At 67.3% G+C, this 25961-nt stretch carries 19 protein-coding genes; 7 read left to right on the top strand and 12 right to left on the bottom strand.

What is annotated here, in order from left to right; all coding sequences use genetic code 11:
• Positions 1–4: 4 nt before the first annotated feature.
• From RZA67_RS03695 to aspS, 5 genes are all read right to left on the bottom strand, one after another.
• Entirely contained in the window at positions 5–736 is a 732-nt protein-coding gene (locus RZA67_RS03695) for a YebC/PmpR family DNA-binding transcriptional regulator (protein WP_317211236.1), read from the bottom strand.
• A gap of 151 nt (positions 737–887) precedes the next feature.
• On the bottom strand, positions 888–1514 hold the full coding sequence (locus tag RZA67_RS03690; protein WP_317213799.1) for a thioesterase domain-containing protein: 627 nt from the start codon (positions 1512–1514) through the stop codon (positions 888–890).
• 66 nt (positions 1515–1580) lie between these two features.
• On the bottom strand, positions 1581–2102 hold the full coding sequence (locus RZA67_RS03685) for a GNAT family N-acetyltransferase (RefSeq protein ID WP_317211235.1): 522 nt from the start codon (positions 2100–2102) through the stop codon (positions 1581–1583).
• 16 nt (positions 2103–2118) lie between these two features.
• Positions 2119–2439 carry a DNA primase gene (locus RZA67_RS03680; protein ID WP_317211234.1) on the bottom strand — a complete coding sequence of 107 codons (321 nt, stop codon included), beginning with the start codon at positions 2437–2439 and terminating at the stop codon, positions 2119–2121.
• A 16-nt stretch (positions 2440–2455) separates the two neighbouring features.
• Positions 2456–4207 (bottom strand): aspartate--tRNA ligase, encoded by a 1752-nt coding sequence (gene aspS / locus RZA67_RS03675; protein ID WP_317211233.1) that lies wholly within the window; start codon positions 4205–4207, stop codon positions 2456–2458.
• A 185-nt stretch (positions 4208–4392) separates the two neighbouring features.
• Between aspS and RZA67_RS03670 the strand changes: the two genes are divergently transcribed.
• Positions 4393–5166 (top strand): DUF3011 domain-containing protein, encoded by a 774-nt coding sequence (locus RZA67_RS03670; RefSeq protein WP_317211232.1) that lies wholly within the window; start codon positions 4393–4395, stop codon positions 5164–5166.
• A gap of 200 nt (positions 5167–5366) precedes the next feature.
• Here the strand turns inward: RZA67_RS03670 and RZA67_RS03665 are convergent, their stop codons facing one another.
• Entirely contained in the window at positions 5367–5999 is a 633-nt protein-coding gene (locus tag RZA67_RS03665) for a hypothetical protein (protein WP_317211230.1), read from the bottom strand.
• A 200-nt stretch (positions 6000–6199) separates the two neighbouring features.
• Here RZA67_RS03665 and RZA67_RS03660 point away from each other — a divergent pair, with 200 nt between their 5' ends.
• Both RZA67_RS03660 and ggpS read left to right on the top strand, forming a co-directional pair.
• Complete coding sequence (locus tag RZA67_RS03660; protein ID WP_317211229.1) at positions 6200–7441, top strand: MFS transporter; 1242 nt, start codon at positions 6200–6202, stop codon at positions 7439–7441.
• A gap of 62 nt (positions 7442–7503) precedes the next feature.
• Complete coding sequence (gene ggpS, locus RZA67_RS03655; RefSeq protein ID WP_317213798.1) at positions 7504–9750, top strand: glucosylglycerol-phosphate synthase; 2247 nt, start codon at positions 7504–7506, stop codon at positions 9748–9750.
• Between the two features lie 63 nt (positions 9751–9813).
• Here the strand turns inward: ggpS and bla are convergent, their stop codons facing one another.
• Complete coding sequence (bla, locus tag RZA67_RS03650) at positions 9814–10725, bottom strand: class A beta-lactamase (protein ID WP_317211228.1); 912 nt, start codon at positions 10723–10725, stop codon at positions 9814–9816.
• Between the two features lie 169 nt (positions 10726–10894).
• A complete protein-coding gene (locus RZA67_RS03645) occupies positions 10895–12760 on the bottom strand; it encodes an ATP-binding cassette domain-containing protein (protein ID WP_317211227.1) in 1866 nt (621 codons plus the stop codon).
• A 341-nt stretch (positions 12761–13101) separates the two neighbouring features.
• Between RZA67_RS03645 and RZA67_RS03640 the strand changes: the two genes are divergently transcribed.
• Positions 13102–15486 (top strand): TonB-dependent receptor, encoded by a 2385-nt coding sequence (locus tag RZA67_RS03640; protein WP_317211226.1) that lies wholly within the window; start codon positions 13102–13104, stop codon positions 15484–15486.
• 851 nt (positions 15487–16337) lie between these two features.
• The gene (gene ybaL / locus RZA67_RS03635; protein WP_317211225.1) at positions 16338–18038 is read left to right on the top strand and encodes a YbaL family putative K(+) efflux transporter; all 1701 of its coding nucleotides are present in this window, start codon (positions 16338–16340) and stop codon (positions 18036–18038) included.
• Positions 18039–18191: 153 nt separating this feature from the next.
• Here the strand turns inward: ybaL and RZA67_RS03630 are convergent, their stop codons facing one another.
• Entirely contained in the window at positions 18192–18788 is a 597-nt protein-coding gene (locus RZA67_RS03630; protein ID WP_317211224.1) for a hypothetical protein, read from the bottom strand.
• 507 nt (positions 18789–19295) lie between these two features.
• Between RZA67_RS03630 and RZA67_RS03625 the strand changes: the two genes are divergently transcribed.
• Positions 19296–20417 carry an NAD/NADP octopine/nopaline dehydrogenase family protein gene (locus tag RZA67_RS03625; protein WP_317211223.1) on the top strand — a complete coding sequence of 374 codons (1122 nt, stop codon included), beginning with the start codon at positions 19296–19298 and terminating at the stop codon, positions 20415–20417.
• Between the two features lie 46 nt (positions 20418–20463).
• Here RZA67_RS03625 and clpB read toward each other — a convergent pair whose 3' ends face one another.
• From clpB to RZA67_RS03610, 3 genes are all read right to left on the bottom strand, one after another.
• Positions 20464–23049 carry an ATP-dependent chaperone ClpB gene (gene clpB, locus RZA67_RS03620; RefSeq protein ID WP_317211222.1) on the bottom strand — a complete coding sequence of 862 codons (2586 nt, stop codon included), beginning with the start codon at positions 23047–23049 and terminating at the stop codon, positions 20464–20466.
• A gap of 189 nt (positions 23050–23238) precedes the next feature.
• On the bottom strand, positions 23239–24063 hold the full coding sequence (locus tag RZA67_RS03615; RefSeq protein ID WP_317211221.1) for a DUF3014 domain-containing protein: 825 nt from the start codon (positions 24061–24063) through the stop codon (positions 23239–23241).
• A gap of 66 nt (positions 24064–24129) precedes the next feature.
• Positions 24130–25722, bottom strand: coding sequence for a hypothetical protein (locus tag RZA67_RS03610; protein WP_317211220.1), 1593 nt, complete (start codon positions 25720–25722; stop codon positions 24130–24132).
• Between the two features lie 59 nt (positions 25723–25781).
• On the opposite strand from RZA67_RS03610, the gene RZA67_RS03605 reads away from it, so the two are divergent.
• The coding region (locus RZA67_RS03605; RefSeq protein WP_317211219.1) for a hypothetical protein at positions 25782–25961 on the top strand (180 nt) is incomplete at its 3' end.

Below are 25961 nucleotides of genomic sequence, written 5' to 3'. Positions count from 1 at the left end.
ATGCTCAGGAATACGCGTCGGCGCCGAGATCAGCGTTCGAATACACGTCCTGCACATCGTCGAGGTCTTCGAGCATGTCCAGCAACTTCTTCACCTGAAGGGCGGTATCGCCCTCGACCTTGATGTCATTGTCGGCGCGGAAGGTGATTTCGGCATGGTCGGGCACCCGCTTGGCCGCTTCCATGGCGTCCTTGACCGCGTTGAACGCGTCAGGCGCGGTCACGACATCGATCGAGCCGTCGTCAGGATAGACCACGATGTCGTCGGCACCGGCCTCGATGGCGACTTCGGTGATGGCTTCCTCGTCGGCGCCGGGGGCGAAGCTGAGCACGCCCAGGCGCTTGAACATGAACGCCACCGAGCCTTCGGTGCCCATGTTGCCGCCGCACTTGCTGAAGGCATGGCGGACGTCGGCCACGGTACGCACGCGGTTGTCGGTCAGGCAGTCGACGATGACCGCCACGCCGCCGGGCGCATAGCCCTCGTAGCGCACTTCCTCGTAATCCACGCCTTCCAGCTCGCCGGTGGCCTTCTTGATCGCCCGTTCGATTACGTCCTTGGACATGTTCACGGCCAGGCCCTTGTCCATGGCAACGCGCAGGCGCGGGTTGTTGTTGGGGTCGCCTCCACCGCCGCGCGCGGCCACGCCGATCTCACGGATGATCTTGGTGAAAATCTTGCCACGCTTCGCGTCGGACGCGTTCTTGCGGGCTTCGATGGAGGGGCCTCTACCCATGGGTGCTACCGTTGGCTGCTTCAGGAACAGGGAGCGGATTCTACCTGATCGCGTGCCAGCACCGCGTGGAGCCGGGCGCTGCCCGGCTGCTCTTCGGCCAGATCGCGAACACCTCGCCGCGCTTGCGCGCGGTGAGCCGACCATGGGTCGGCTACCCCGGCCCGGCGGCGTCAGGGCGGTAGAAGCGGCCATGACGCAGGAACTGCGCCGTCTGGCGGGCGGCATCCAGCGAGAACACCAGCCCGCTGTGGCTGCAGGGCACCTGGCAGTGGTCGGCCAGGCCCGGCAGCCGGGTTTCGGCCAGCGCCACGGTGCCATCCGAGGCCTCGTCCAGCGCACCGAGCAGACTGCCCAGCCCATGGGGCAGCGTGCCAGCGATCAGCCCGACCTCGGCACGTCCCTGCCAGTCCGGCAGCCCATCGAGCAGCAGGTCGCTACTGCGGCCCAGGGCCGCGCCCCAGCCATGCTCGGCCAGCGAGCGCGCGGTGCCACTGCCACGCAGTGGCGAGCCCAGGCAGACCACCCGCGACACCGGCAGCTGCGGCTGACGGCGCAAGGCCTCCAGCGCGAGCAGGCCGCCGAGGCTGTGGCCGACCAGCGCGAGCGGGCCGCTCTGCGCCATCCGCTGCAGGCGCTGCAGCAGCAGGGGCACGGCAATATCCGGCCCGCCGAAGACGCTGGGATAGCCAAACACCTGGACCTGGAAACCGCGCGCGCGCAGCCGCCAGGCCAATGGGCCGACCCACGCGCGGGCATTCCAGATGCCATGCAGCAGCAGCACCTGGGGCAGGGTCGAATCACGATCGGCTGGCAGGCCTGGCAAGTGGAAAAAGCCCAAGTCGGTTCAGTCCGCTCGCGGCGTGCGGCGCATGATGAACTCCAGATCCTTGCTCTCGCCGACCGGGAACAGGTACTCGCCGACCTTCTCAAAGCCATAGCGCGCATAGAAACGCTGGGCGCCGAAGTTCGCCGACCACACGCCCAGCCACAGCGTGCGTGGCCCGTCGCGCTCCAGCCAGGCCAGTGCTGTTTCCAGCAGTCGGCTGCCCCAGCCACAGCTCTGCTGCGCTTTGACCAGATACAGCCGCTTGAGCTCACCGTCACTGGCCTGCGCCTGCGGATGCGGCAGCCCGCACGGGCCGGCCGCGGCGTGGCCGATGGCCACCCCGTCCAGCTCAAGCAGCCACACCGCGTAATCCGGATGCTGCAGGATCACCCGCTGGCGCTGCACGTCATAGGAGGTCTGCAGGAAGTGCTGCAGATCCTCGCTGCGGTAGAGATGCCCGAAGGTTTCAGTGAAGGTGCGCGCGGCGAGCGCCGACAGGGTCGGCGCGTCCTCGACGGTGGCACGGCGGATGGCGTACATGGCGGCGACGGGGCAATCAGGCCTTGCCGGCCTGGGCGTCGTCTTCCTCGACGTCGTCGTCGTCGTCTTCTTCCTCGTCTTCCTCGTCCTCGTCGCCTTCTTCTTCCTCGTCCTCTTCGTACTCGTCCTCGTCGTCTTCGTAATCCTCGACGCCGAAGTCCTCGCCGTCCCAGCGGCCTTCGCCATCAACGACGAAGGTCAGGGCCATGGTCGCCGGGCTGCTGCCCACACGCACCAGCCAACCACCGAACACGCGGGCGCGCTCGGTAACCAGTCCGGGCTCGGACCCTTCATTGCCCAGCTTTTCCCACTCCAGCGAAAACGCGAATCCGGTCATCAGCAGCAGCTCCTGCTCAGGGGGTTTTGGGGCGAACCTGGATGTGTACCTCGGCCAACTGGGGATCGGCGATCGGCGACGGCGCGTCGGTCATCAGGCACTGGGCGCCGGTGGTCTTGGGGAACGGAATGACGTCGCGGATCGACTCGGTGCCGGCCATCAGCGCGGCGATACGGTCGATGCCGAAGGCAATGCCGCCGTGCGGCGGCGCGCCGTAATTCAGCGCGTCGAGCAGGAAGCCGAACTTGGCCTGGGCTTCTTCGGCACCGATGCCCAGCAGCTCGAACACCGCACTCTGCATTTCAGGACGGTGGATACGGATCGAACCGCCGCCGATCTCGTTGCCGTTGAGCACCATGTCGTAGCCGCGCGACACCGCAGTGCGCGCATGCGCCCGCAGGTCGGCGATGTCATCCACCGCCGGCGCCGTGAAGGGATGATGCAGGGCCACGTAGCGCTGCTCCTCCTCGTCCCATTCGAACATCGGGAAGTCGGTGACCCACAGCGGACGCCAGCCGTCGGCGACCAGGCCAAAGTCCTTGCCCGCCTTCAGGCGCAGGGCGCCCATGAAGTCGGAGACCTTGTTATAGCCACCGGCACCGAAGAACACGATGTCGCCGTTGCCGGCACCGACGTGGGCCAGCAGCGCCTGGAACGCCGCTTCGTCGAAGAACTTCTGGATCGGCGAGCTGACCTCGCCGTTGTCGGCGATCTTGATGTAAGCCAGACCCTTGGCACCGTACTTGGCCGCATGCGCAGCGTACTCGTCAATCTGCTTGCGCGAGAGGCTGCCGCCGCCGGGGATGCGCAGTGCCGCGACGCGGCCGTCGGCATCGTTGGCTGCGGCAGTGAACACGGCAAAGCCGCTGTCCTTGACCAGTTCAGCGACGTCCACCAGTTCCAGCGCGATGCGCAGGTCCGGCTTGTCCGAGCCATAGCGGCGCATTGCCTCGGCCCAGGTCATGCGCGGGAAGCTGGCGTCAAGCTCGACGTCCACCACTTCCTTGAAGATCGAGCGGATCATGTCCTCGACGAAATCCTGCACGTCGCGCTCGCGGACGAAGGCGAACTCCATGTCCAGCTGGGTGAACTCCAGCTGGCGATCGGCACGCAGGGCCTCATCGCGGAAGCAGCGGGCAATCTGATAGTAGCGGTCGAAGCCGGCCACCATCAGGATCTGCTTGAACAGCTGCGGACTCTGCGGCAGCGCGTAGAACTCGCCCGGATGCATGCGCGCCGGCACCAGGAAGTCGCGCGCACCTTCCGGGGTGGCCTTGGTCAGGATCGGGGTCTCGATGTCCTGGAAACCGCGCCCGTCCAGATGGCGGCGCAGAGCCTGCACCAGCTTGATGCGGGTGCGCTGCATGCGCTGCATTTCCGGGCGGCGCAGGTCCAGGTAACGGTACTTCAGGCGGGTTTCCTCGCCCGGGTTCTCGTGCGCGTGGAACGGCAGCGGCGCCGCCTTGTTGAGCACGGTGATCCGGCTGGCAATGACTTCCACCTTGCCGGTGGCCATCTTTTCGTTGACCGCATGGCGCGCGCGCACCACGCCCTCAACCTGCAGCACGTCTTCATAGCCCAGCCCAGCGGCCACCGCGAACACCTCTGCGTTGTCGATCTCGACCGTCACCTGCACGATGCCCTCATGGTCGCGCAGGTCGATGAAGCAGACGCCGCCCTGGTTACGGGCCACGTCGGTCCAGCCGGCGAGGGTGACAGTCTGGCCAATCAGGGTCTCATCGACCAGGCCGCAGAAGTGGGTACGCATGGGGGAAAAAGCTCCGCTGGAGAACGCCGGCCGCCAAACCGGGGCCGGAAACCTCCGTATTCTGCGGCCCAGCCCCGGCCGGAGCAAATCCCCCCCGCCCGTCCGGGGCCTGGGTTGGTCTACACATCGGCTTGATCGTGGTGGTCCCTATAGTCGCCCACCACCACCTTGTTGGGGTTGCCGCCATGAATCGTTGGACCACGGCCTGCCTGGCCGCCGCGCTTGCCTGCACCGCTCCCCTCGCCTCCGCCCAGATCAGCACGCGCGCCTACGCGCCGGAAAACCTCGCCCAGCTTTCACCCAACGACCGTGCCCGGGTGATCCGACAGGAGTATGCGGACCAGTCCAACAACCGTCGCATTCCCGACGACCAGCTGCAGTTCTACCTGGCGCAGGTGGATTCGGGCTGGGGTTTTGCCCGCATCAGGCAGGACATCGCCAGTTCGCTGCGCGGCCAGGGCGGGCAGCACGGAGGTCACTGGAACGGGCACAATGGTAACGGTGACTGGAACGGCGACGGGCACGGACCCGGCAACGGACCCGGTAGCGACGCCGTGGTGCGCTGCGAAAGCCAGAACAACCGCGAGCGGGTCTGCAGCACGGGCTGGCCGGGCGCGCGCCTGGTGCGCCAGCTTTCCGGATCGCCCTGTACCGAAGGGCAGAGCTGGGGCGCACGCAACGGACAGGTATGGGTGAGCCGCGGCTGCCGCGCCGAATTCGGCCCGGCACGCGGGCATGGCGGTTGGGGCCCCGGAGCAGGCGGCCGCAACGATTACAGCGTGACCTGTGCCAGCGACAACAAGCGCCAGCGCACCTGCGCCTGGGATGCGCGGCAGGGCCGACCGGTGCTGGTACAGCAGCTCTCCGCCACGGCCTGCATGGAAGGCCGCAACTGGGGCTACCGGGACAATGCACTGTGGGTCAGCGGCGGCTGCCGCGCCCGCTTCGGCACCCGGTAGCACCGCGCGCGGCGCGTCCTGCGCGGTTTGGCGGGGGTAGAGCCGACCCCACGGTCGGCTTTCGAGCGCAGCGCGGTGGGGCTATCGTGACCTGACCAGAGAGCAGCCGACCATAGGGTCGGCTCTACGACCGCAGCGGCAGGGCTACTCCGATCTGACCGGAGAGCAGCCGACCGTGGGGTCAGCTCTGCATCTGCCGGTCAGGGCGTGCCCGCGCCCCATGGCGCCGGCGGCAACGGCACTTCGCGGGTCAGGTCGAACACGACGCGGAAGCGCCGCCCGTCCGGGCGGGTGAGCTCGTAGACAAACTCCCGGTCCGGCTCGATCTCCATCGCCCAGGTGTTCTGCGTGGACGCCAGCATGTCCGCCTTGCGGAACATCGCCACCGAATCGGCATCCGCCGGGAACTCCTGACGCTGCACCGTGCCGGGGATGCGGCTGTCGCCGCCGTACAGGGTGATCGCGTCCATGCTGCCGTCTTCGTGGCGATGGTCATGCTTGAGCCGCAGGCCGTGGTCGGTCCGGCTGAGTACCCAGGTGCGCGAATGGTCATCACCGACATGGAACGGAATGCGCAGCTCACGCGACGGATCCTCGCAGCCGCGCACATGCATGACCAGCTTCTTGCCGGCGAACGGATCAGGTGCCGTCTGCGACACCGGGTTGTCTTCCACGATCGTGCCTTCATACGCCTTGCCACAATGGGCGGCGACGGCGGCCAGGAAGGCGTCGGCCGGCGCGTTGGCCAGCGCGCGCTCGGCGCTGTCCTTGGAACCAGCCGAACAACCAGCCAGCGCCAGCATCAGAATCGGAGCAAATCGGAACATGTTCATGGCCACACCCTAGCCAGCTTGGCCGGTGTGCGCAAATTGCGATGCCGACAGGGTTTTCCTGTTGCAGGGTTTACGACGTGCAGCCGCCGGCGATGACCGCCGCAACAGACCCCGCATGGCGTACTGCACACGGGGCGTTTACGACGCTGTGTTAAGGTAGGAAACGTGTCTGCTCAACCTTCCCCACGAAGGTCGCACCCATGTTGCGGCTGACTGCCCTGCTGCTCGGCGTCGGGCTGCTGCTTACCGGCAGCGGTCTGCTCGGCACCCTGCTGGCCGTTCGCGGCGGCGCCGAAGGCTTCAGTGCCAATGCGCTGGGCTGGGTGATGTCCGGCTACTTCGCCGGCTTCTTCATCGGCACCTTTACCGCGCCGCCGCTGATCCGCCGCATCGGCCACAGCCGGGCTTTTGCTTTCCATGCAGCCCTGGCCACGATGGCCGTGCTGCTGCATCCGCTGTGGGTCTCGCCATGGGGCTGGGGGTTGCTGCGGGTGGTTACCGGTATCGCACTGGTGGGCCTGTACACCGTCATTGAAAGCTGGCTCAACGCTGAGCCCGACCCGCAGCGGCGCAGCCGCGTGTTCTCGCTGTACATGATGGTCAACCTGTCCGCGCTCGCACTGGGCCAGGTGCTGCTGATGATCGGCAGCCCCGCTGCGGCCACGCTGTTCACGGTCATCGCGCTGCTGATCTGCGCGGCCATGCTGCCGGTCACCGCCACACGGCTGCAGCAGCCGGAGGTGCCCAGCGTGCCGCGGCTGACGCTGGCCCGGCTGTATGCGGTGGCGCCGGTGGCCACCGTTGCGGCGGGGTTGTCCGGCCTGGCGATGGGGGCCTTCTGGGGCCTGCTGCCGGTGTTTGCGGTGCAGATTGGTGTACGCGACGACGGCGTGCCCTTGTTCATGCTGGTGGCCATCGCCGGCGGCGCGTTGCTGCAGTGGCCGCTGGGGCGCATCAGCGACGGCCACGATCGGCGCATCGGCCTGCTGTGCCTGAGCCTGGCAGCTGCGGTGGTGGCCGTGTTCGCCGCACTGCCGCCGATCCAGCAGCAGCTGCACCTGATGTTCGGGCTCGTGTTCTGCTACGGCGGGCTGGTGTTCGCGCTGTACCCCTTCGCCGTCGCTCACATGCTCGATTACCTGCCCGGCGAGGATCTGCTGTCCGGCTGCAGCAGCCTGCTGCTGGTGCATGGCGTGGGTGCAGCCATTGGCCCTGCGCTGGCCGGCACCTTGATGGACCGCGTTGGCGCCCCGGCGCTGCCGCTGTACTTCGCCACCGTGCTGCTGTGCCTGGCCGCGTTCGTGGGCATGCGCCTGCTGCGCCACACACGCCTGCGCCCGCACCCGGCGCCGTTCCGCCCGATGCTGCGTACCACGCCGTCAGCCCTGGAACTGATGCCTGAAACCGAATCTCCCATCCACGAAGAAAAGGAAGTGCATTGACTGTTGAAGTAACCACCCTGCCCCCCGCCCCCTCCGCCGCGCCGAGCGCGGCCGATCCCCAGCTGGTCCTGGCCACCGATCTTGATGGCACTTTCCTGGCTGGCAGCAGCGAACAGCGTCAACGCCTGTATCGCCTCATTGACCGCCATCCTGGCATCTCCCTGATCTTCATCACCGGCCGTGGCCTGGAAGCGGTGATGCCGCTGCTCTCCGACCCCTCCATTCCGCGCCCGGACTACATCGTCTGCGACGTCGGCGCGACGATCGTCGATGGCCACACCCTGCAGCCGCTGCAACCCCTGCAGTCGATGATCGACGCGCACTGGCCCGGCGAGCAGGTCGTCGCCGAAGCCATGCGGCCGTTCACTGCACTGCAGCGCCAGGACGTACCGCAGGAGCGACGCTGCTCGTATTTCTGCGACCCGCAGACGCTGGCACCGCTGCGTACGCAGATCGAGCAGACTGCCGCGCGCCTGGGCTGCGATGTGCTGTACTCGGCAGAGCGCTACTTGGACATCCTGCCGCCTGGCACCGACAAGGGGCGCACCCTGGCCGCACTGGCCCGCCAGCTGGAACTGCCGCGCGAGCGCATCCTGGTGGCCGGTGACACCCTCAATGATCTTTCCATGTACGTGGCCGGCTTCCGTGGCGTCTGCGTCGGCCGTTCCGAACCGGCGCTGCTGCAGGCCACCGAAGGCCAGCCGCGCACCCTGCATGCACAGGCGCCAGGCTGTGGCGGCATCCTCGAAGCCATCGCCCACTTCGGCCTGCTGTCCAAGGATGACCCGCACCTGCGGCCGCGCGACACCACGCGCGCCGAGGGCGCTGAACTGCTGATGGTCTATCACCGCCTGCCGTTTGACGAGGCGATCGAGGACGGCAAGCTGGTGCAGCGTCCGCCACGCTCGCCCAACGGCATCATTCCCTCGTTGCTGAGCTTCTTCAAAGGTGGACAGAAAGGCAGCTGGATTGCCTGGGGCATCGACGACCCCAGACACCGTCCGTTCCAGCGTCACCTGCAGGTCGATCCGGAGCAGTACCCGACCCTGCGCGCCGCGCGCGTACCGCTCAGCCGGCAGGAGGTGGACATCTTCTACAAGCGCTTCTCCAAGGAGGCGTTCTGGCCGATGCTGCATGTGTTCTGGGAACGCGCGCGCTTCCGCGAAGACGACTGGCAGGTGTTTCTCAAGGTCAACCGGCGTTTTGCCGAGTCCACCGCCGCCGAAGCGGCGCATGGCGCCACCGTCTGGATCCACGATTACAACCTGTGGATGGTGCCGGCCTACCTGCGCGAACTGCGCCCGGACGTGAAGATCGCCTTCTTCCATCACACCTATTTCCCCTCGGCCGATGTGTTCAACGTGGTGCCCTGGCGCCGCGAGATCATCGGCAGCCTGCTGTGCTGTGACTACATCGGCTTCCATATTCCGCGCCAGGTGGAAAACTTCGTGGACGTGGTGCGCGGTGCGATGCCCGCCGAGCGGCTGGCATGGGAGAACTGTGCACCGCGTTTCCTCACCTTCGGCTGTGCGGTGGGCTTGGACACGATGACCACCCGCCTGCGTGTCGGCGACCGTGACGTGGCCCTCGGTGCGCACCCGGTCGGCACCGATATCGGCCGCATCCGGCAGGTGCTGGCGCGCAGCGACGTGCGCAACGACATCTTCAAGCTGCGCCGCGAAATCGGTGCGCGCAAGCTGGTGCTCTCGGTGGAGCGGCTGGACTACACCAAGGGCACACTGGCCAAGCTGGAGGCCTTCGAGCGCGTGCTGGAACAGCATCCCGAGCAGCAGGGCAAGGTCACCCTGCTGATGGTCTGTGTGCCGGCCGCGCGCGAGATGACTGTGTACCGCACGCTGCAGAACCAGATCGAGCAGGCGGTGGGTCGGATCAACGGGCGCTTCTCGCGGCTGGACTGGACCCCCGTGCGCTTCTTCGCCCAGGCGCTGCCGTTCGAGCAGGTGGTGGCGCACTATGCCGCCGCCCAGGTGATGTGGATCACCCCGCTGCGCGACGGCTTGAATCTGGTGGCCAAGGAGTTTGTCGCCACCCAGGGCATCGAAGGGTCCAGCGGCGTACTGGTGCTGAGCGAGTTCGCCGGTGCCGCCGCCGAACTGAAGGGCGCCGTGCTGACCAATCCACACGATCCGGCTGATCTGGCCGCTGGGCTGATGCAGGCGCTGTCGATGCCGGAAGAAGAAGCGGTCGGCCGCCTGCGCCAGCTGCAGGGCATCGTCGAGTACTACGACGTGGACCGCTGGGGCCGTGACTTCCTCGACGCCGTACAGGCCAGCGATCAAGCCAACTGACCGTCCCCCACGTAGAGCGGGGCTCTGCCCCGCTGCTACCCCGTCGGTGCTCCGGTCCGCACGCTACCCGATCATTGCCGCGGCAATGCGCCCGACCTGGGCCAGTACATCGGCCCGCTCGTCAAAACTGATGCCGCCGGCCTGCAGGTAGGCAACGACCACGTGGGTGGACCCACCGCCGAGCGGCCACAGCACTGCCACATCGTGGCGCGCGCCTTCGCCGTTGGCGCCGGTTTTGTCCCCTACCCGCCAGCGGCTGCCCAGCCCGGCGCGCAGGCAGGCATCACCGGTCTGGTTGTCGATCAGCCAATCGGCCCATTGCTGACGCGCGGCCGGTGCCAGCACCGCCCCGTTGGCCAGCCGTGCCAGCGTGGTTGCCATCGCCCGCGGCGTCGTGGTGTCACGCGGATCATCGGGCGTGAACAGGTTCAATTCGGGTTCGCGACGGTCGCACCGGGTCACGGTGTCGCCCAGGCCGCGCAGAAATGCCGTCAGTGCCGGCGGCCCGCCGAACGCATCCAGCAGCAGATTGGCCGCGGTGTTGTCGCTGGTGGTCACCGTGGCCCGGCACAGGTCACGCACCGTCATGGTCTTGCCGACGTGGCGCCGGGTCACCGGCGCGTACTCCAGAAGATCGGCAGCGGTCACGGACAGGCGCCGTTCGAGCAGCGCCGGCGACTGCGCCGCGCGATCCAGCATGCTGGCCGCCAGCAACGCCTTGAAGGTGCTGCACAGCGGGAAGCGCTCATCCAGCCGGTGCCCGCCCAGCACGTGTCCGCTGCCCTCGGCACCGGCCGCCAGTACCGCCACGCCCAAGCGACCTGCGCAGGCCTGTTCCAGCGCCGCAAACCCGGTGGCGGTGGCAAAGGTGCGCGCGGGCGACGATGGCGCTGCAGCCTGCACCGAGGTCGATCCGAGCAGCGGCGCGGTCGCCGCAGCCGCGGTGTAGTGCAGAAATTGACGGCGCGCGATCATGGGTGACCTCCTGCTTGCGGACGCTCATTATCTGTTTCGCAGCCTGCGGCGGCAAAAGCAGAGCACCGCGTCGCAGGAGCCGGGGCAACAGCGTGACGACCAACGGTCGTCACCTACCACGACCAACGGTCGTCACCAACCGACAGCCATCGCCCGCGCCGTGGCGCCGTCAGCCCATCAGCTCCATCCACGCCGCCTCGGCCTTTTCCAGCTGGGAGGCCGTCGTTTCGCGGTCGCGCCCCAGCACCGCCATGCGCGTGGCATCGGCGTAGTTGGCCGGGTCGGCCAGTTGACGGTCCAGCTCGGCCAGGCTCGCTTCAAGTTCGGCGACCCTGGCCTCGGCCGTGGCCAGCTTGTGCGGATTGACCGGCTTCTTCGACACCACCTGCGCTACGGGGGCGGTCTTCACCGCCACCACCGGCTCAGCCGCCTGTTCCATGCGCACCTTGGTGCCCTGTGCCTGCGGCCGCGTGCGCAGCCACGCCGCGTACTCGTCCAGGTCACCGTCGAACGGCTCGACCACGCCATCGGCCACGCGCCAGAAGGTGTCGCAGACCAGACCGATCAAGTGGCGGTCGTGCGAGACCATCACGATCGCGCCGTCGAAATCGCTCAGCGCCTCGGCCAGTGCCTCGCGCATCTCCAGGTCAAGGTGGTTGGTCGGTTCGTCGAGCAGCAGCACGTTGGGCTGCTGCCAGGCGATCAGTGCCAGCGCCAGGCGCGCGCGTTCACCACCGGAGAAGCCGTCCACCGGCTCGAACGCGCGGTCGCCGGGGAAGTTCCACTTGCCGAGGAAATCGCGGAACGACTGGTTGGTTGCCTCCTTGTCGATCTCGCGCATGTGATCCATCGGCGACTGGCCTTCATGCAGCGACTCCACCGTGTGCTGGGCGAAGTAGCCGATGCGCAGGTCCGGGTGGGCCATGCGCTCACCGGCAATGGGCTGCAGCTCGCCGACCAGGGTCTTGACCAGGGTGGTCTTGCCCGCGCCGTTGGGGCCCAGCAGGCCGATGCGTTGACCGGCTTCCAGGCCGAAGCCTACGTTGTGCAGGATGACGGCATCGCTGCCGTAGCCGGCCTCGACGTGATTGAGACGGATCAGCGAGAACGGCAGTTTGGCCGGCGGCGAAAGCTCGATGCGGAACTCGCGCTCGGCGCGCACCGCCTCGGTGCCCGCCAGCTTCTCCAGCCGCTTCATCCGGCTCTGCGCCTGCGCGGCCTTGGATGCCTTGGCCTTGAAACGGTCGATGAAGCTCTGCAGATGGGCGCGCTCGGCCTGTTCCTTTTCGTGGGCGATCTGCTGCTGGCGCAGCTGCTCGGCACGCTGGCGCTCGAAGTCGGTGTAGCCGCCGGTATAGAGCTTGGCGCCACCGCCATGCAGATGAAGGGTGTGGGTGGCCACGTTGTCGAGGAACTCGCGGTCGTGCGAGATCAGCAGCAGCGTGCCGGGGTACTTCAGCAGCCACTGTTCCAGCCAGTACACCGCATCCAGGTCAAGGTGGTTGGTGGGTTCGTCGAGCAGCAGCAGGTCGCTGGGCATCATCAGCGCGCGCGCCAGATTCAGCCGCACGCGCCAGCCGCCGGAGAACGAAGACACCGCCCGCGAATGGGTCTCGGCCGGGAAGCCCAGGCCGTGCAGCAGCTTGCCGGCACGCGCCTCGGCGTCGTAGGCATTCAGCTCGGCCATCTTCGTATGGGCCTCGGCCACTGCTTCCCAGTCCTCGCGCGCGGTTGCGGCCGCTTCTTCGGCGAGCACGGCCGCCACCTCGACATCGCCGCCGAGCACGAAGCTCAGGGCCGGATCAGGCAGGGAAGGCGTTTCCTGCGCGACACTGGCGATGCGCACCTTGCCGGGCAGATCGACGTCGCCCTTGTCGGCTTCCAGCTCGCCCTTGACCGCAGCAAACAGGCTGGACTTGCCGGCTCCGTTACGGCCGACGACACCCACGCGGTAACCGGCGTGCAGGGTCAGGTCGACGTTGGACAACAGCAGCCGCTCGCCACGGCGCAAGGCGAAATTACGAAGGGAGATCATTCTGGGGAGTCCATATAACGGAATGGAATATGCTCGTGAGCACAGTTCCTGCGACGTAATTCTAGCGTTAACGAATACTTGACGTATCCCGGAGCACGTGCCGGCGGTCCATCTCTCCTCCCTGGCCGCCGGTCGCGCTTCCGGGGAACTGCCCTCCCCGCGTGAACAGCGCGCCAGATCACCGCTACTACAAGGTTTCTTACCGCTCGCGGGATTTGACAAGCTGTACCAGCAGCGCATGTTCCGATAATGGACACCGTGGTGGCCAGCGCCTCCAGGACCGGCCTTGCGCTGGTCCGCGCCCACCCCGGTGTCTCCCCCGCCCCCGGAGCCACGTCCTGATGAACCGCAAGACCCGTCCACTCGCTTCCGCCGTCATCGCCATCCTCGCCGCTGGCGCCGCACCGGCGATGGCCCAGCAGAGCCCCAACACCCTCGACACGGTGATCGTCACCGGCACCCGCGTGGCCGACCGCACCGTGGCCGAGTCGCAGTCGCCGATCGACATCATCACGCCCGAGACGCTCACCGCTACCGGCACCGGCGAGCTGGCTACGGCGTTGTCGCGCGCGCTGCCCTCGCTCAACTTTCCGCGCCCTGCGCTGGTAGATGGCACCAGCGGCGTGCGCCCCGCGCAGCTGCGCGGCCTGTCACCGGACCAGGTGCTGGTGCTGGTCAACGGCAAGCGCCGCCACAGCTCGGCCATGATCAACGTCAGCGGCACGATCGGTCGCGGCTCGGCACCGGTGGACATCAATGCCATTCCGATCGCGGCCATCGAACGGGTCGAAGTGCTGCGTGACGGCGCGTCGGCCCAGTACGGTTCCGATGCCATCGCCGGTGTGGTCAACATCGTGCTCAAGGGCAGCGACAGCGGCGGCAGCCTGGCCATCGACCATGGCCAGTACTCGGCCGGCGACGGCAACCGCAACCAGCTTTCCGGCGATGCCGGTGTGAGCTTCGGCCAGGGCCGTGGCAGCCTGCATGTGGCCGGCCAGATCAGCCAGCAGGACGAGAGCAACCGCGCGGGCCCCTACCGCGGCACCACGCCGAACACCGGCAACTTCCCCGCCGTGGGTGAAACCACCTTTGTGGTCGGCGACCCGCAGGTCGATACGGTCGCGGCCTCGGCCAACGCCAGCTTCGCCTTCACCGACAACGTCAGCGCGTACGCCAATGCGCTGGTGAGCAACCGCGACATCACCTCCTTCGCGTTTTACCGCTCGCCCAACCACAGTGGTCAGAGCGCCCTGCTGGCGCAGATCTACCCGGACGGCTACGTGCCGCAGATCAACCAGGATGCCAGGGACCGCTCGGTGGTAGCCGGGGTGAAAGGCAGCACCGCCGGAGGCTGGACCTGGGATGTGAGCGTCAACCACGGTGAGAACAGCCTGAAGTTCAACACGCGCAACTCGATCAACTACGCACTGGGCGTGGACAGCCCGCGCGACTTCTACGATGGCGCGTTGAAGTACCAGCAGGACATCTTCAATGCCGACTTCACCCGAGCGCTGGACTGGGGACTGGCCTATCCGGTCACGTTGTCCTTCGGCGGTGAATACCGTCGCGAGAAGTGGGACCAGACCGCAGGCGAGCTCAGCTCCTACACCGGCAGCGGTGCGCAGGGCTTTGCCGGCTTCACCCCGATCAACGAGGTCCACACCGACCGCGACAACTACGCGGTCTATGCCGGCCTGGAAGCCGACCTGACCGATCGCTTCTCGGCGGGCATCACCGGTCGCTACGAAGACTATTCGGACTTCGGCGACAAGGTCTCGGGCAAGCTGTCGGCGCGCTATGCATTCACCGACAAGCTGGCCCTGCGCGCCACCGCGGCCAGCGGCTTCCGCGCGCCGGCACTGGCCCAGCAGGGCTACCAGGCGGTGACCAGCACCATCGTCAACGGCGAGTTCGTCGAACGCGGCACCTTCCCGGCCGCCAGCGCCGCGGCGCAGGCGCTGGGCTCGGCACCGCTGAAGGCCGAGTCCTCAACGTCCTACAGCCTGGGTCTGGTGCTGCAGCCGGTGGACCGCCTGTACCTGACCGTGGACGCCTACCAGATCGACATCGACGACCGCATCGCGCTGTCGTCCAACGTCACCGTCAGCGGCAACCCGGCGGTGGCCAGCCTGCTCAGCGGCCTGGGCCTGCCGCAGGTCACTGCCTTCTCCTATTTCACCAACGGTCTGGACACGCGCACCCGCGGCGTCGATGCGGTGGCCAGCTACACCGTGCCCTTCACCGCCAGCAGCCTGGAACTGACGGCGGCCTACAGCTACAACGACACCGAAGTGAAGAAGGTGAGCGGCTCGCCGGCGGTGTTCGCCGGGCTGGGCATCACCCAGTCGCTGATCGGCCGCGACGAGCTGGGCCGCATCGAGGACAGCTACCCGCACGACAAATCGGTGTTGAGCGGGACCTGGCGCTCGGACCACTGGGAGGTCGGCCTGGCCGCTACGCGTTACGGCAGCTTCACGGTGCGCAATTCGGCTACCGCGGCACGTGACCAGACCTACGATGCGAAGTGGGTGCTCGATGCATCGGCCAGCTACAAGCCGAGCCAGAACTGGACACTGACGCTCGGCGCGGACAACCTGCTGGACGAGTACCCGGACCGCACCGCCGACCTGCAGAACTCGACGTGGGGGATGCTGCCTTACAGCAACTATTCGCCGTTCGGGTTCAATGGTGCCTACGTGTACGGCCGGATCAAGTACACCTGGTAAGTTGGATTGGGTTGCAGGGCCTGCGGCCCTGCACCCGCCTGCAGCAACAGCCCAAGCAACAGCCCAAGCAACAGCAACAGCGTAGAGCCGAAGCGTCGGCTCTGCGCTGTTCTGCGTTTGGCGGGACGGGATGGGCTTGTGGGGGACGGCAAAAACTGCCCCTTCGGGGTCCGGCCCAGCCGCATGGCGGCTGTGCGTTCGGGCGCTTGCGAAGCAGTGCTTCGCAAGCAAAGCGCCCTCACCCTGCGGGCCTTGTCTCGCGCCTTGCGCGTATGCGCCGTCCTGCGCATACGGCAAGACCGGGGTTGGGCTCCTGCCCAACCCGCCGGACGCATGCGTCCGGCCCCTGGCGCTCCACACCCCCACAAACCCATCCCGTCCCACCTTCGACACATGCCGGCGACGGTTGGCAGCGCCGGCGAACGGTCGTCACCCATGTTGATCTGGATCTGGATCTGGATCTGGATCTGGATCTGGATCTGGATCTGGATCCAGCTTTTGATTCTGATTCTGATTGGCGGCCGACCTCGGTCGGCCGTGTTTCTGATTTTCTTCTTATCTTCGGGGGCTGGCACACGCGCAGACCTGTCAAAGGCCGGGCGGGTTGGGTTGATGGGGACGTCGAGCGCCTGGATGGCGCTCGCCGAGGCACGCATGGATGCAGTTCTTGCCGATCCCCAGCAACCCAACCCGCCCGGCCTCCCCATGAAACCGCTTCGGCTTCGGCTCTGGCTCCAACCGCCAGCCACCAGGGGCCCAGCCGTTGGCTGCCCCCCCATGCGCTGCCGGTTTGCCGGATCCGGCGCCATCGGTGAAAATCGGAACACCCCCGTTCCTGCCTGCGAGTGCCGATGCACCATGACACCGCCCTGATCAACATGATCGCCGTCGGCCTTGGTCTCGCCTTCGTGTTCGGCGCCCTGGCCAACAAACTGCGGTTGTCGCCGCTGGTCGGCTACCTTGTCGCCGGCATCGTCGTCGGTCCTTTCACACCGGGCTTCGTCGCCGACCAGGCGCTGGCCAACCAGCTGGCCGAGATCGGGGTGATGCTGCTGATGTTCGGCGTCGGCCTGCATTTCTCGCTGAAAGATCTGATGGCGGTCAAGGCCATCGCCATTCCCGGCGCCATCGGCCAGATCACGGTGGCCACGCTGCTCGGCTGGGGTGTGGCGAGCCTGATGGGCTGGCCGGCAATCCATGGCATCGTGTTCGGGTTCTCGCTGGCCACCGCCAGTACCGTTGTGCTGCTGCGCGCGATGGAAGAACGCCGGCTGCTGGAAACGCTGCGCGGCAAGATCGCGGTGGGCTGGCTGATCGTCGAGGACCTGGCGTGTGTGCTGGCCCTGGTGATGATGCCGGTGCTGGCGGGCGTGTTCGGCGAGGATGCGAGCCAGCAGAACCATAGTGTCGGCAGTGTGCTGGCGCAGATCGGCTGGACCTTCGTACAGCTGGGTCTGTTTGTCGCGGTGATGCTGGTGGTCGGCCGGCGCGTCATCCCGTGGGTGCTCGAGCGCATCGCCGGTACCGGGTCGCGCGAGCTGTTCACCCTGTCGGTACTGGCCATCGCGCTGGGCGTGGCGTTCGGCTCGGCCATGCTGTTCGGCGTGTCGTTCGCGCTGGGCGCGTTCTTTGCCGGCATGCTGCTCAACGAGTCCGAGCTCAGCCACAAGGCTGCCCATGACTCGCTGCCGCTGCGCGATGCATTCGCGGTCCTGTTCTTCGTGTCGGTCGGCATGCTGTTCGACCCGAACATCCTCATTGAGCACCCCTGGCAGGTACTGGCCACCGTCGCCATCATCATGGTCGGCAAGTCAGCCGCCGCGTTCTTCATCGTGCGTGCGTTCGGCCATCCCACCAGCACGGCGCTGACCATCTCGGCCAGCCTGGCGCAGATCGGCGAGTTCGCCTTCATCATCGCCGGCCTCGGCGTTGCGTTGAAGATCCTGCCACCCAGCGGCCAGTCGCTGGTGCTGGCCGGTGCGCTGGTGTCGATCATGCTCAATCCGCTGGTATTCGGCCTGCTGGATCGTTGGCAGGCCAGGCAGCTGGCGGGCCAGCCTGCGGCCGCCGAGCCGGTGGAAGCCATTGGTCCGTCGCGCGACCTGCAGGGACACGCCATCGTGATCGGCTACGGTCGGGTCGGCAGTGAACTTGCCCAGGTACTCAGCGATCGCGGCGTGCCGGTGCTGGTCATCGATGACAACAAGGATCACGTGGAAAGCGCGCATGCCAAGGGCATCGCGGCCATCCGTGGCAGCGCGGCGGCAGACAAGGTACTGGCCGAGGCCCATCCTGAGCGCGCCAAGATCGCCGTGCTGGCCATCCCGCAGCCGCTGGAGGCGGGCGAAGCGCTGGCCAAGCTGCGCGCGATCAATCCCAACCTCACCCTGCTGGCGCGTGCGCACAGCGACGCGGAGGTCAAGCATCTGCTGGAACACGGGGCCGACGGCACGGTGATGGCCGAGCGCGAGCTCGCGTACTCACTGGCCGAGATGATCCTCTCCACGCCGCCCTATCGCGGGCTGGGCAAGGACAGCATCCCGGTGGTCTGAGCCGACCTGATGGACGGGTACCCGGCCGGCCCGCACCGGCCGGGTACCCCGTTGCCACGCCCTTGGAGAGGCATCTTCATCCTGGCACACGCCAACCAGCCCGGTGATGGCATACGGCCATATGGACCCGGCACGCGGGCATGAGCGGACGGTTCAGCGTGCGGGCGCAGCGCTCACGCTGGTCTGGCACTGGCCATCGGCGCGCGGGCGGCACAGGCCGGTACCACGCAGCCAGGCCATCCACTCCAGGGTCTGCTCACGCTGTGGCACATAGCGGAACGCCTTCTGCACCACGTAGTGCGAGTGCGCCCCCTGCAGGCCCTTCAACCAGGCGTGCTCCGGTTTGCCCGTGGCCGGGTTGTTCGGGCAGGTCAGCATCAGCAGCGCGAAGCGATGGCCGTCCTCCTCGCCCTCGCGCAGCCAGGTGCTGGTCGACCCCGGGCACGCCCTCAACCAGCCGGCCTCGATGGGGGTCAGAAACTGGCGCGGCGCGGGCACCTGTCCCGATGGGTCCAGCACCTGGTGGATGCTGAGCATATCGGTCCAGTTCTGTGCAGACTGATGGGTCGGCACCATCTGCATGACGCGCGAGCCACTCGGGTTGACCGACTCGGTAAGCGCGACGTAGCCGGGCGTGGGTGGCATGACCAGCCGTTCCGACACCTTGGTCGGCGGCATCGCCACAGCCGCGCACGAAGCGGTCAGCAGAAGCCACAGCGGCAGCAATGAAGATCTACGGAACAGGGCCATCGCTGGCTTCCTTTCAGGGACATGAGAACGCGCAGTATCATCGCCCGGCTGCGCGCCCCCATGCACGCTGACTGAACCGAACAGCGCGGGACGTCGGCGATGCACCCACGTCTGTCAGCCCTGCCCGACAGCGGCTACCGCATAAGGCGCTGCATCCCAAGGCCTTGCCCGCCACCAGCTGCGGCTGCGGCCGGTTGCGTGGGCGCGCAGCGCACACATTGACCTGTTCAGGCCGCATATGGCCTTGCATCCGGCCCGGCCGGCGCCGCCGGGCGGCCTTAAGGTCAAACGCGACATGGGCGGCGGCAACTCGAACGCGCGCCATCGCACGGGCCATGCGGGCGGGCGATCACGGAAGCGGCACTTCCGGTCCGAAAACGGACAACGCTTTAGGCCTGCCGACGACGCAATCGGAACTGCGCCGATCATCAGGAGCACAGTGCCCCGATGCCTGCCCGCCAGGACGCTGATGAAGATGAGCTCCTTTCCCACAGGTGAGCGACTGACATGCTTCCACGCATCTCCATCCTTGGTGCCGGACACAGTGGCTGTGCACTGGCGGTCGATCTGCACGCACGCGGCTTCGACGTGCTGCTGCATGCCCATCCTTGCCACCGGCGGCAGCTTGATGCCATCGAGCACGCCGGGCTGCTGCGCGCCGACGGTCTCTGCTCGGCGACCTGCCGACCGGCCACCACCACCTCCCTGCAGCGCGCCCTTGAACATGCCGACCGCCTGCTGATCACCCTGCCCGCCTACGCACACGAGGAACTGATCACATCTCTGGCCTGCCATGACCTGCGCCGCCATACGCTGGTCTGCATCACCGGCAACTTCTTCGCGCTGGCCGCGCGCCATCGGCTGGATGCACAGGCCATCGTGGAAACCAGCACCTCGCCGTTCTCGTGCCGTGCCAACGGGCACACCGTGTACATCAAAGGGCGCAAGGCCATGATGTATGCCGCCGCACTCGGCACGCTGGGGCTGCAGCAGCGCCAGGCGGTGGAAGCGCTGTTCCCGCAGCCACTGGTCTGGCTGCCCAGTGTGCTGGCCAACAGCCTGAGCTGTGTGACCGGCGTCATGCACCCCACCCCGGTGCTGATGAATGCCGGTCGCATCGAGAGCACCGGCGGCGACTTTCACTTCTACCGGGAAGGTATGACCGCCGGCGTGGCCCGGGTCATGGCGTCGGTGGATACCGAGCGTCTGCTGATCGCCGACAGTCTCGGGGTCACCCTGTCGCCCGCGCTGGATCTGATGAACGACTACTACCGGCAAAGCTTCGGCTCGCTGGCCGAATTCGCCCGCGAGAGCGTGGAGCACAATTCGCGAAAGAGCGCGCCGGCGAGCCTCACCCACCGCTATCTGATGCAGGACGTGCCGTACGTGCTGGCGCCGTGGCGCGCACTCGCGCGGCGCATGGGGGTCGCGACGCCTACCATCGATGCGGTGATCCAGCTGACCGCTCAGGCCAACCGCATCGCCCTGGCCTCGGGCAGCCGCACACTGCGCAGGCTGGGCCTGCACAGCCTGGAGCCGCAGCAGCTGCGTGCGCTGGCACGTGGAGAGGACATAGCCTGTGTGCGCGAATCACCCGGGCGCACCACCTGCGAAGCGGTCGCCGTGTAGCCAGCCGGGGGCGCCCGTGCATGGGGCACGGGCGCCTGCAGGCGGTTCAACGGCGTTCAAACGCCAGCCTGCCCGCCGCGGCATCGACCGCGATGGTGTCGCCGCTGCTGAACTCCCCGCCGAGGATCTTCTGCGCGAGCGGGTTCTCCAGCTGGGCCTGGATGGCCCGCTTCAGCGGACGGGCGCCGTACACCGGATCGAAGCCGACATTGCCGAGCAGGTCAAAGGCTGCATCACTGACCGACAGCGTCAGGCCGCGCTCGGCCAGCCGCTTTTCCAGCCCGCGCATCTGGATGCGCGCGATCTGCCGGATCTGCTGCTTGTCCAGCGGATGGAACACCACGATGTCGTCGAGCCGGTTGATGAACTCAGGGCGGAAATGCGCCTGGACCACCCCCATCACCGCCGCCTTCATCTGGGTGTAGGCCTCCGGGCTGTCATCGCCGCTCATGTCCTGGATCTGGTGCGAGCCCAGGTTGGAGGTCATGACGATCACCGTGTTGCGGAAGTCCACGGTGCGCCCCTGCCCGTCGGTCAGGCGGCCATCATCCAGCACCTGCAGCAGGATGTTGAACACATCCGGATGCGCCTTTTCGACCTCGTCGAGCAGGATCACGCTGTACGGCCGACGACGCACGGCCTCGGTGAGGTAGCCGCCTTCCTCGTAGCCGACATAACCCGGGGGCGCACCGATCAGGCGCGCAACGCTGTGCTTCTCCATGAACTCGCTCATGTCGATGCGCACCATGGCATCGGCCGAGTCGAAAAGGAAATCGGCCAGCGCCTTGGTCAGCTCGGTCTTGCCCACGCCGGTCGGGCCGAGGAACAGGAACGAGCCGCTCGGACGGTCCGGGTCGGAAAGGCCGGCGCGCGAACGCCGCACTGCATCGGACACGACGCGGATCGCTTCCTCCTGGCCCACCACGCGGGTGTGCAGCATCTGCTCCATGCGCAGCAGCTTGTCACGCTCGCCCTCAAGCATCCTGTTGACCGGAATGCCGGTCCAGCGCGAAACGACCTCGGCGATTTCCTCGTCGGTCACCCGGTCCTGCACCAGCTTGAAATCCTTGCGTTCCACTTCCTGCGCGGCATGCAGCTGCCGTTCCAGATTGGGCAGCACGCCATACTGGATTTCGCTCATCCTGGCGAAGTCCTGCCGCCGCTGCGCCGCTTCCAGATCGAGTTTGGCCTTCTCCAGCTGTTCCTTGACCTTCGTGGTGCCCTGCAGAGCCGCCTTCTCGGATTTCCAGATTTCGTTGAGGTCGGAGAACTCGCGTTCAAGCGTATCGATGTCCGCTTCCAGGTCGGCCAGGCGCCGCTTCGAGGCCTCGTCCTTCTCCTTCTTCAGCATCTCGCGCTGGATCTTCAACTGCATCAACCGCCGCTCGATGCGATCCAGCTCTTCAGGCTTGGAGTCGATCTCCATGCGGATGCGCGAGGCCGCCTCGTCCATCAGGTCGATGGCCTTGTCCGGCAGCTGGCGATCGGCGATGTAACGGTTGGACAACGTAGCCGCTGCAACGATGGCCGGGTCGGTGATCTCCACGCCATGGTGCAGCGCGTACTTTTCCTTCAGCCCACGCAGGATGGCGATGGTGTCCTCCACGCTCGGCTCACCGACCAGCACCTTCTGGAAGCGGCGCTCCAGCGCAGCATCCTTCTCGATGTACTGGCGGTACTCGTCGAGCGTGGTGGCGCCGATGCAGTGCAGCTCGCCACGTGCCAGTGCCGGCTTGAGCATGTTGCCGGCATCCATCGCGCCATCGGCCTTGCCGGCACCGACCATGGTGTGCAGCTCGTCGATGAACAGGATGATCTGACCTTCGTTCTTGGCCAGGTCGTTGAGCACGCCCTTCAGGCGCTCCTCGAACTCACCACGGAACTTGGCACCGGCAATCAACGCGCCCATGTCCAGCGACAACACCCGTTTGCCACGCAGGCCCTCGGGCACTTCGTCATTGATGATGCGCTGGGCCAGGCCTTCAACGATGGCGGTCTTGCCCACACCGGGCTCGCCGATCAGCACCGGGTTGTTCTTGGTCCGGCGCTGCAGCACCTGGATGGTGCGGCGGATCTCCTCGTCACGGCCGATCACCGGGTCCAGCTTGCCGCTCTCGGCACGCGCGGTCAGGTCGATGGTGTACTTCTCCAACGCCTGGCGCTGCTCTTCGGCGTTCTCGCTCTGGACGCTCTCGCCGCCGCGCAGTTTGTCGATGGCCGCCTGCAGGCGTGCCTTGTCGGCGCCAGCAGCGCGCAGCGCCATGCCCAGCGAACCGCCGTCTTCCAACGCAGCCAGCACGAACCACTCGCTGGCGATGAACGCGTCGCCCTGCTGCTGGGCCAGTTTATCGGTCTGGTTGAGCAGGCGTGCCAGGTCATTGCCGATGGAAAGATTGCCAGCCTGGCCGGTGACTTTGGGCAGCGCCTCCAGCGCCTCGTCCAGGCGCTCGCGCAGCACAGGCACATTGATGCCAGCCTGTGCCAGCAATGGCCGCGTGCTGCCACCGGCCTGCTCCAGCAGGGCGTGGAGTACGTGCACCGGTTCAACAATCGTGTTGTCGCGGCCTACGGCCAACGACTGGGCGTCTGCCAGCGCCTGCTGGAAGCGCGAAGTGAGCTTGTCCATCCGCATGTCAGTCCCTCGAATCAGAAAACGCCGGCCGCGCCGGCACTACCGATCAGATGCGGATGCGCCCCTGCCAGTTTCAAGGGGGTCTGCGACGAGCGTCCGGCACTGGTCAGCCAACGGCCAGCATCGCCCCTGCCCTGTCGAGCCCCCGTGGTGATGGCAGGGGCCTGCCCCGCCACCTTCGCGCGGCGCTCAACCGCGGGTGATCGCCGCGCGCAGCGCACGCAGCTGCTGCATCACCGCCTGTTGCTGGGCCAGGTCGAGCCGCAGCAGGGCCTTCTGTCCCACCGAGCGCGCCTGCAGCGCAGGGTCCACGAACGCGTAGCGGCCGCGCGGGTCACGCGTGACGGCCAGGGGGCGCGCTGGCTGCGGAGTCTGCAGCAGATGGTCGATCACAGCCACCAGGCGATCGTTGAAATATGCATCGCGCACGCCCAGATCCCCGTAGGCCTGCTGCACAAGCGGGTAGAACCCCAGATAGGCGCGCGCCAGTGCTTGAGCATCCACGGCGGTGAAGGCCTGCACGTAGGGTGCGTAGCGCGCGCCGTTGGCTGCGGCGATCTGCTCCCCGTCCGCACCGGCGTCAACCTGCAGCCCACCGGGCAATGGCGCGACGGCGATCGCGTTGGACGGCACGCTGGGCTTGTCCAGCAGATTGATGTGCCCGACCAGCCGCGCGATGACATGGTCGCGCAGCAACGTCGCGAGCGTGCCCTCGCCGCCCAGCAGCCCGGCCAGCGACTCCAGCGCGGCTGCATCGCTGTCCTGCAGGGGCGGCAGCGCGGGATCAGCCGCGGCCTCGATATCCAGCGGGTGTTGCACCGGTGTGGGCGCCACCGCCGGATCGGCGCCAGCGGCCGGCGCCGCTGCGCCGCCGGCCAGCGCGCCTGCCGCAGGTGGATCGGCGCGTCCAGACGCGCCGGTATCGAAACGGTCGCGCAGCAGCAGGAATCCTACTCCGCCGACCAGTACCACCCCCGCCATCCACGGCCAGACCGCTGTTTTCTCATTGCGCATGCCATCGTTGCCTCACGAACGTTAAGTAAGTGAGACCCGGCGGCCCGGCGACGGTTCCTCGCCGGTTCAGCTGCGGTCCATCGGCTGCTTCTGCAACGACAGCAGCGAGAGGATCAACGCCAGCGCCACGTAGGCTCCGGCGAACTGCCAGCTTATGATCCGCGGCAGGCCCTGCAGCGACCACGGTAGATAGATGCCGCCGCGCGGATCGACCGAATGGATCAGGCCGAACAGCGTCAGCGCAGCAGCGACGAGCAGGAAACCGCTGGCGCGCCGCAGGCGGCCGTCGACCATCGCTGCCACCGTGGCAATCCACAACATGGCGGTGATGATGAAGCCGTTGCCCAGTGCGAAGATCACCGCCAGCTCCGGCAGCCCGTGACCGTCGACCTGGGACAACAGTGCCGGCAGCTGTTCGGGCCCGATCCACCCTGGCGCCTTGATCGTCAGCAGGTAGGCCACCGACGGCAGAAAGCCCAGCACCATCGCCCCGGCATGCTGGCGCGGGGTGGCCTGGAATGCCTGGGTGGTGATGTCGATGGCGACATAGACGATGATCGGCGCCAGTACCGCCAGCGGCAGCCACTGCACCAGACCGGAGATGACGCCCAGCATGCCGCCGATGCCGACGAACAGGCCGGTCAGCAGCGTATAGCCGCTGCGCGCGCCCATATGCTTGTAGGCTGGCTGGCCGATGTAGGGCGTGGTCTGGGCGACGCCGCCGCAGACACCGGCCACCAGGGTCGCAACGGCTTCAACCAGCAGGATGTCGCGGGTGCGGTAGTCATCCCCGGCCGCGCGTGCGCTTTCGGAAACGTTGATGCCCCCGACCACCATGAGCAGCCCGAACGGCAGCAGCAGCGGCAGGTAGGTCATCGCGGTGGGCAGGCCGTCGATGAAGCCAAGCGTCGGCAATGGCAGCACCACCTGCGGCGGCACCCAGGCCGGCACCTGGAAACCGGGAACGCCGAGTCCGGCCAGACCGAGCCCGTAATAGAGCGCGGTGCCGAACACGAAGGCGAGCAGCACGCCGGGCCCGCGCACCGGCAGGCGTCCCTTGGCGATCAGGACGTAGAGCAGCAGCCCGAGCGTGGTGAAGCCCACCAGTGGCGAGCGCAGGGTTTCCAGAAGCGGCAGCAGGCCCATCAACACCAGCGCGATGCCGGCAATGGACCCCAGCAGCGCGGCACGCGGCAGGGCACGGGTCACCGCTTCGCCAAAGAAGGACAGCACCAGCTTGAGCACGCCCATGATCACCAGCGCGGCCATGCCCAGCTGCCAGGTCGCGATGGCCGCTGCGTTGGGGTCCATGCCCTGCTGCTTGAAGCCCAGAAACGCCGGGCCGAGCACCAGCAGGGCCATGCCGATGCTCGTCGGCGCATCCAGTCCCAGCGGCATCGCGGTGACGTCGTCGCGCCCGCTGCGCGCGGCCAGGCGGCGCGCCATCAAGGTGTAGAGCAGGTTGCCGACCAGCACGCCCAGCGCAGTGCCGGGGAACATGCGGGTGAACACCACATCGGCCGGGAACTGGAACAGGCCGATCAGGGCCATTGCGATGAAGCCAAGGATGGAGAGGTTGTCGACGACCAGGCCGAAGAAGCCGTTGAAATCGCCAGCGACGAACCAGCGCCGGTTCGCGGCGGGAGCGGGAGCGGTCATGGGAAGGGGCGGTGGGGGTGGGGACCGCCGATGGTAGGCCCAGCCGCGCCGGCGCGCCAATGCCGGCTGCCCTTCGGCCAGCTCGAATCGAAGCGCGCTGCGCGCGCCCCGTAGTGCCGGGCTCTGCCCGGCAGCTCTCCGGCCAGATCGCGATGAAGCCGCGCTTCGCGCTCGCCGGGCAGAGCCCGGCGCTACGACGGCAGCCCTCCGGCCAGATCGCGATACAAGCCGCGCTTCGC

The organism is Stenotrophomonas sp. C3(2023) (assembly GCF_032911385.1).
Lineage (GTDB): Bacteria > Pseudomonadota > Gammaproteobacteria > Xanthomonadales > Xanthomonadaceae > Stenotrophomonas.
Note: the sequence above shows the minus strand (reverse complement) of the source record. Positions and strands in the feature narration are given on the sequence as shown.

What these genes read in the sequence shown, in the direction of transcription:
- RZA67_RS03695 (WP_317211236.1), bottom strand. Translation starts at nt 736, where the DNA reads ATGGGTAGAGGCCCCTCCATCGAAGCCCGCAAGAACGCGTCCGACGCG.
- RZA67_RS03685 (WP_317211235.1), bottom strand. Translation starts at nt 2,102, where the DNA reads ATGTACGCCATCCGCCGTGCCACCGTCGAGGACGCGCCGACCCTGTCG.
- RZA67_RS03680 (WP_317211234.1), bottom strand. Translation starts at nt 2,439, where the DNA reads ATGACCGGATTCGCGTTTTCGCTGGAGTGGGAAAAGCTGGGCAATGAA.
- aspS (WP_317211233.1), bottom strand. Translation starts at nt 4,207, where the DNA reads ATGCGTACCCACTTCTGCGGCCTGGTCGATGAGACCCTGATTGGCCAG.
- RZA67_RS03670 (WP_317211232.1), top strand. Translation starts at nt 4,393, where the DNA reads ATGAATCGTTGGACCACGGCCTGCCTGGCCGCCGCGCTTGCCTGCACC.
- RZA67_RS03665 (WP_317211230.1), bottom strand. Translation starts at nt 5,999, where the DNA reads ATGAACATGTTCCGATTTGCTCCGATTCTGATGCTGGCGCTGGCTGGT.
- RZA67_RS03660 (WP_317211229.1), top strand. Translation starts at nt 6,200, where the DNA reads ATGTTGCGGCTGACTGCCCTGCTGCTCGGCGTCGGGCTGCTGCTTACC.
- bla (WP_317211228.1), bottom strand. Translation starts at nt 10,725, where the DNA reads ATGATCGCGCGCCGTCAATTTCTGCACTACACCGCGGCTGCGGCGACC.
- RZA67_RS03645 (WP_317211227.1), bottom strand. Translation starts at nt 12,760, where the DNA reads ATGATCTCCCTTCGTAATTTCGCCTTGCGCCGTGGCGAGCGGCTGCTG.
- RZA67_RS03640 (WP_317211226.1), top strand. Translation starts at nt 13,102, where the DNA reads ATGAACCGCAAGACCCGTCCACTCGCTTCCGCCGTCATCGCCATCCTC.
- ybaL (WP_317211225.1), top strand. Translation starts at nt 16,338, where the DNA reads ATGCACCATGACACCGCCCTGATCAACATGATCGCCGTCGGCCTTGGT.
- RZA67_RS03630 (WP_317211224.1), bottom strand. Translation starts at nt 18,788, where the DNA reads ATGGCCCTGTTCCGTAGATCTTCATTGCTGCCGCTGTGGCTTCTGCTG.
- RZA67_RS03625 (WP_317211223.1), top strand. Translation starts at nt 19,296, where the DNA reads ATGCTTCCACGCATCTCCATCCTTGGTGCCGGACACAGTGGCTGTGCA.
- clpB (WP_317211222.1), bottom strand. Translation starts at nt 23,049, where the DNA reads ATGCGGATGGACAAGCTCACTTCGCGCTTCCAGCAGGCGCTGGCAGAC.
- RZA67_RS03615 (WP_317211221.1), bottom strand. Translation starts at nt 24,063, where the DNA reads ATGCGCAATGAGAAAACAGCGGTCTGGCCGTGGATGGCGGGGGTGGTA.
- RZA67_RS03610 (WP_317211220.1), bottom strand. Translation starts at nt 25,722, where the DNA reads ATGACCGCTCCCGCTCCCGCCGCGAACCGGCGCTGGTTCGTCGCTGGC.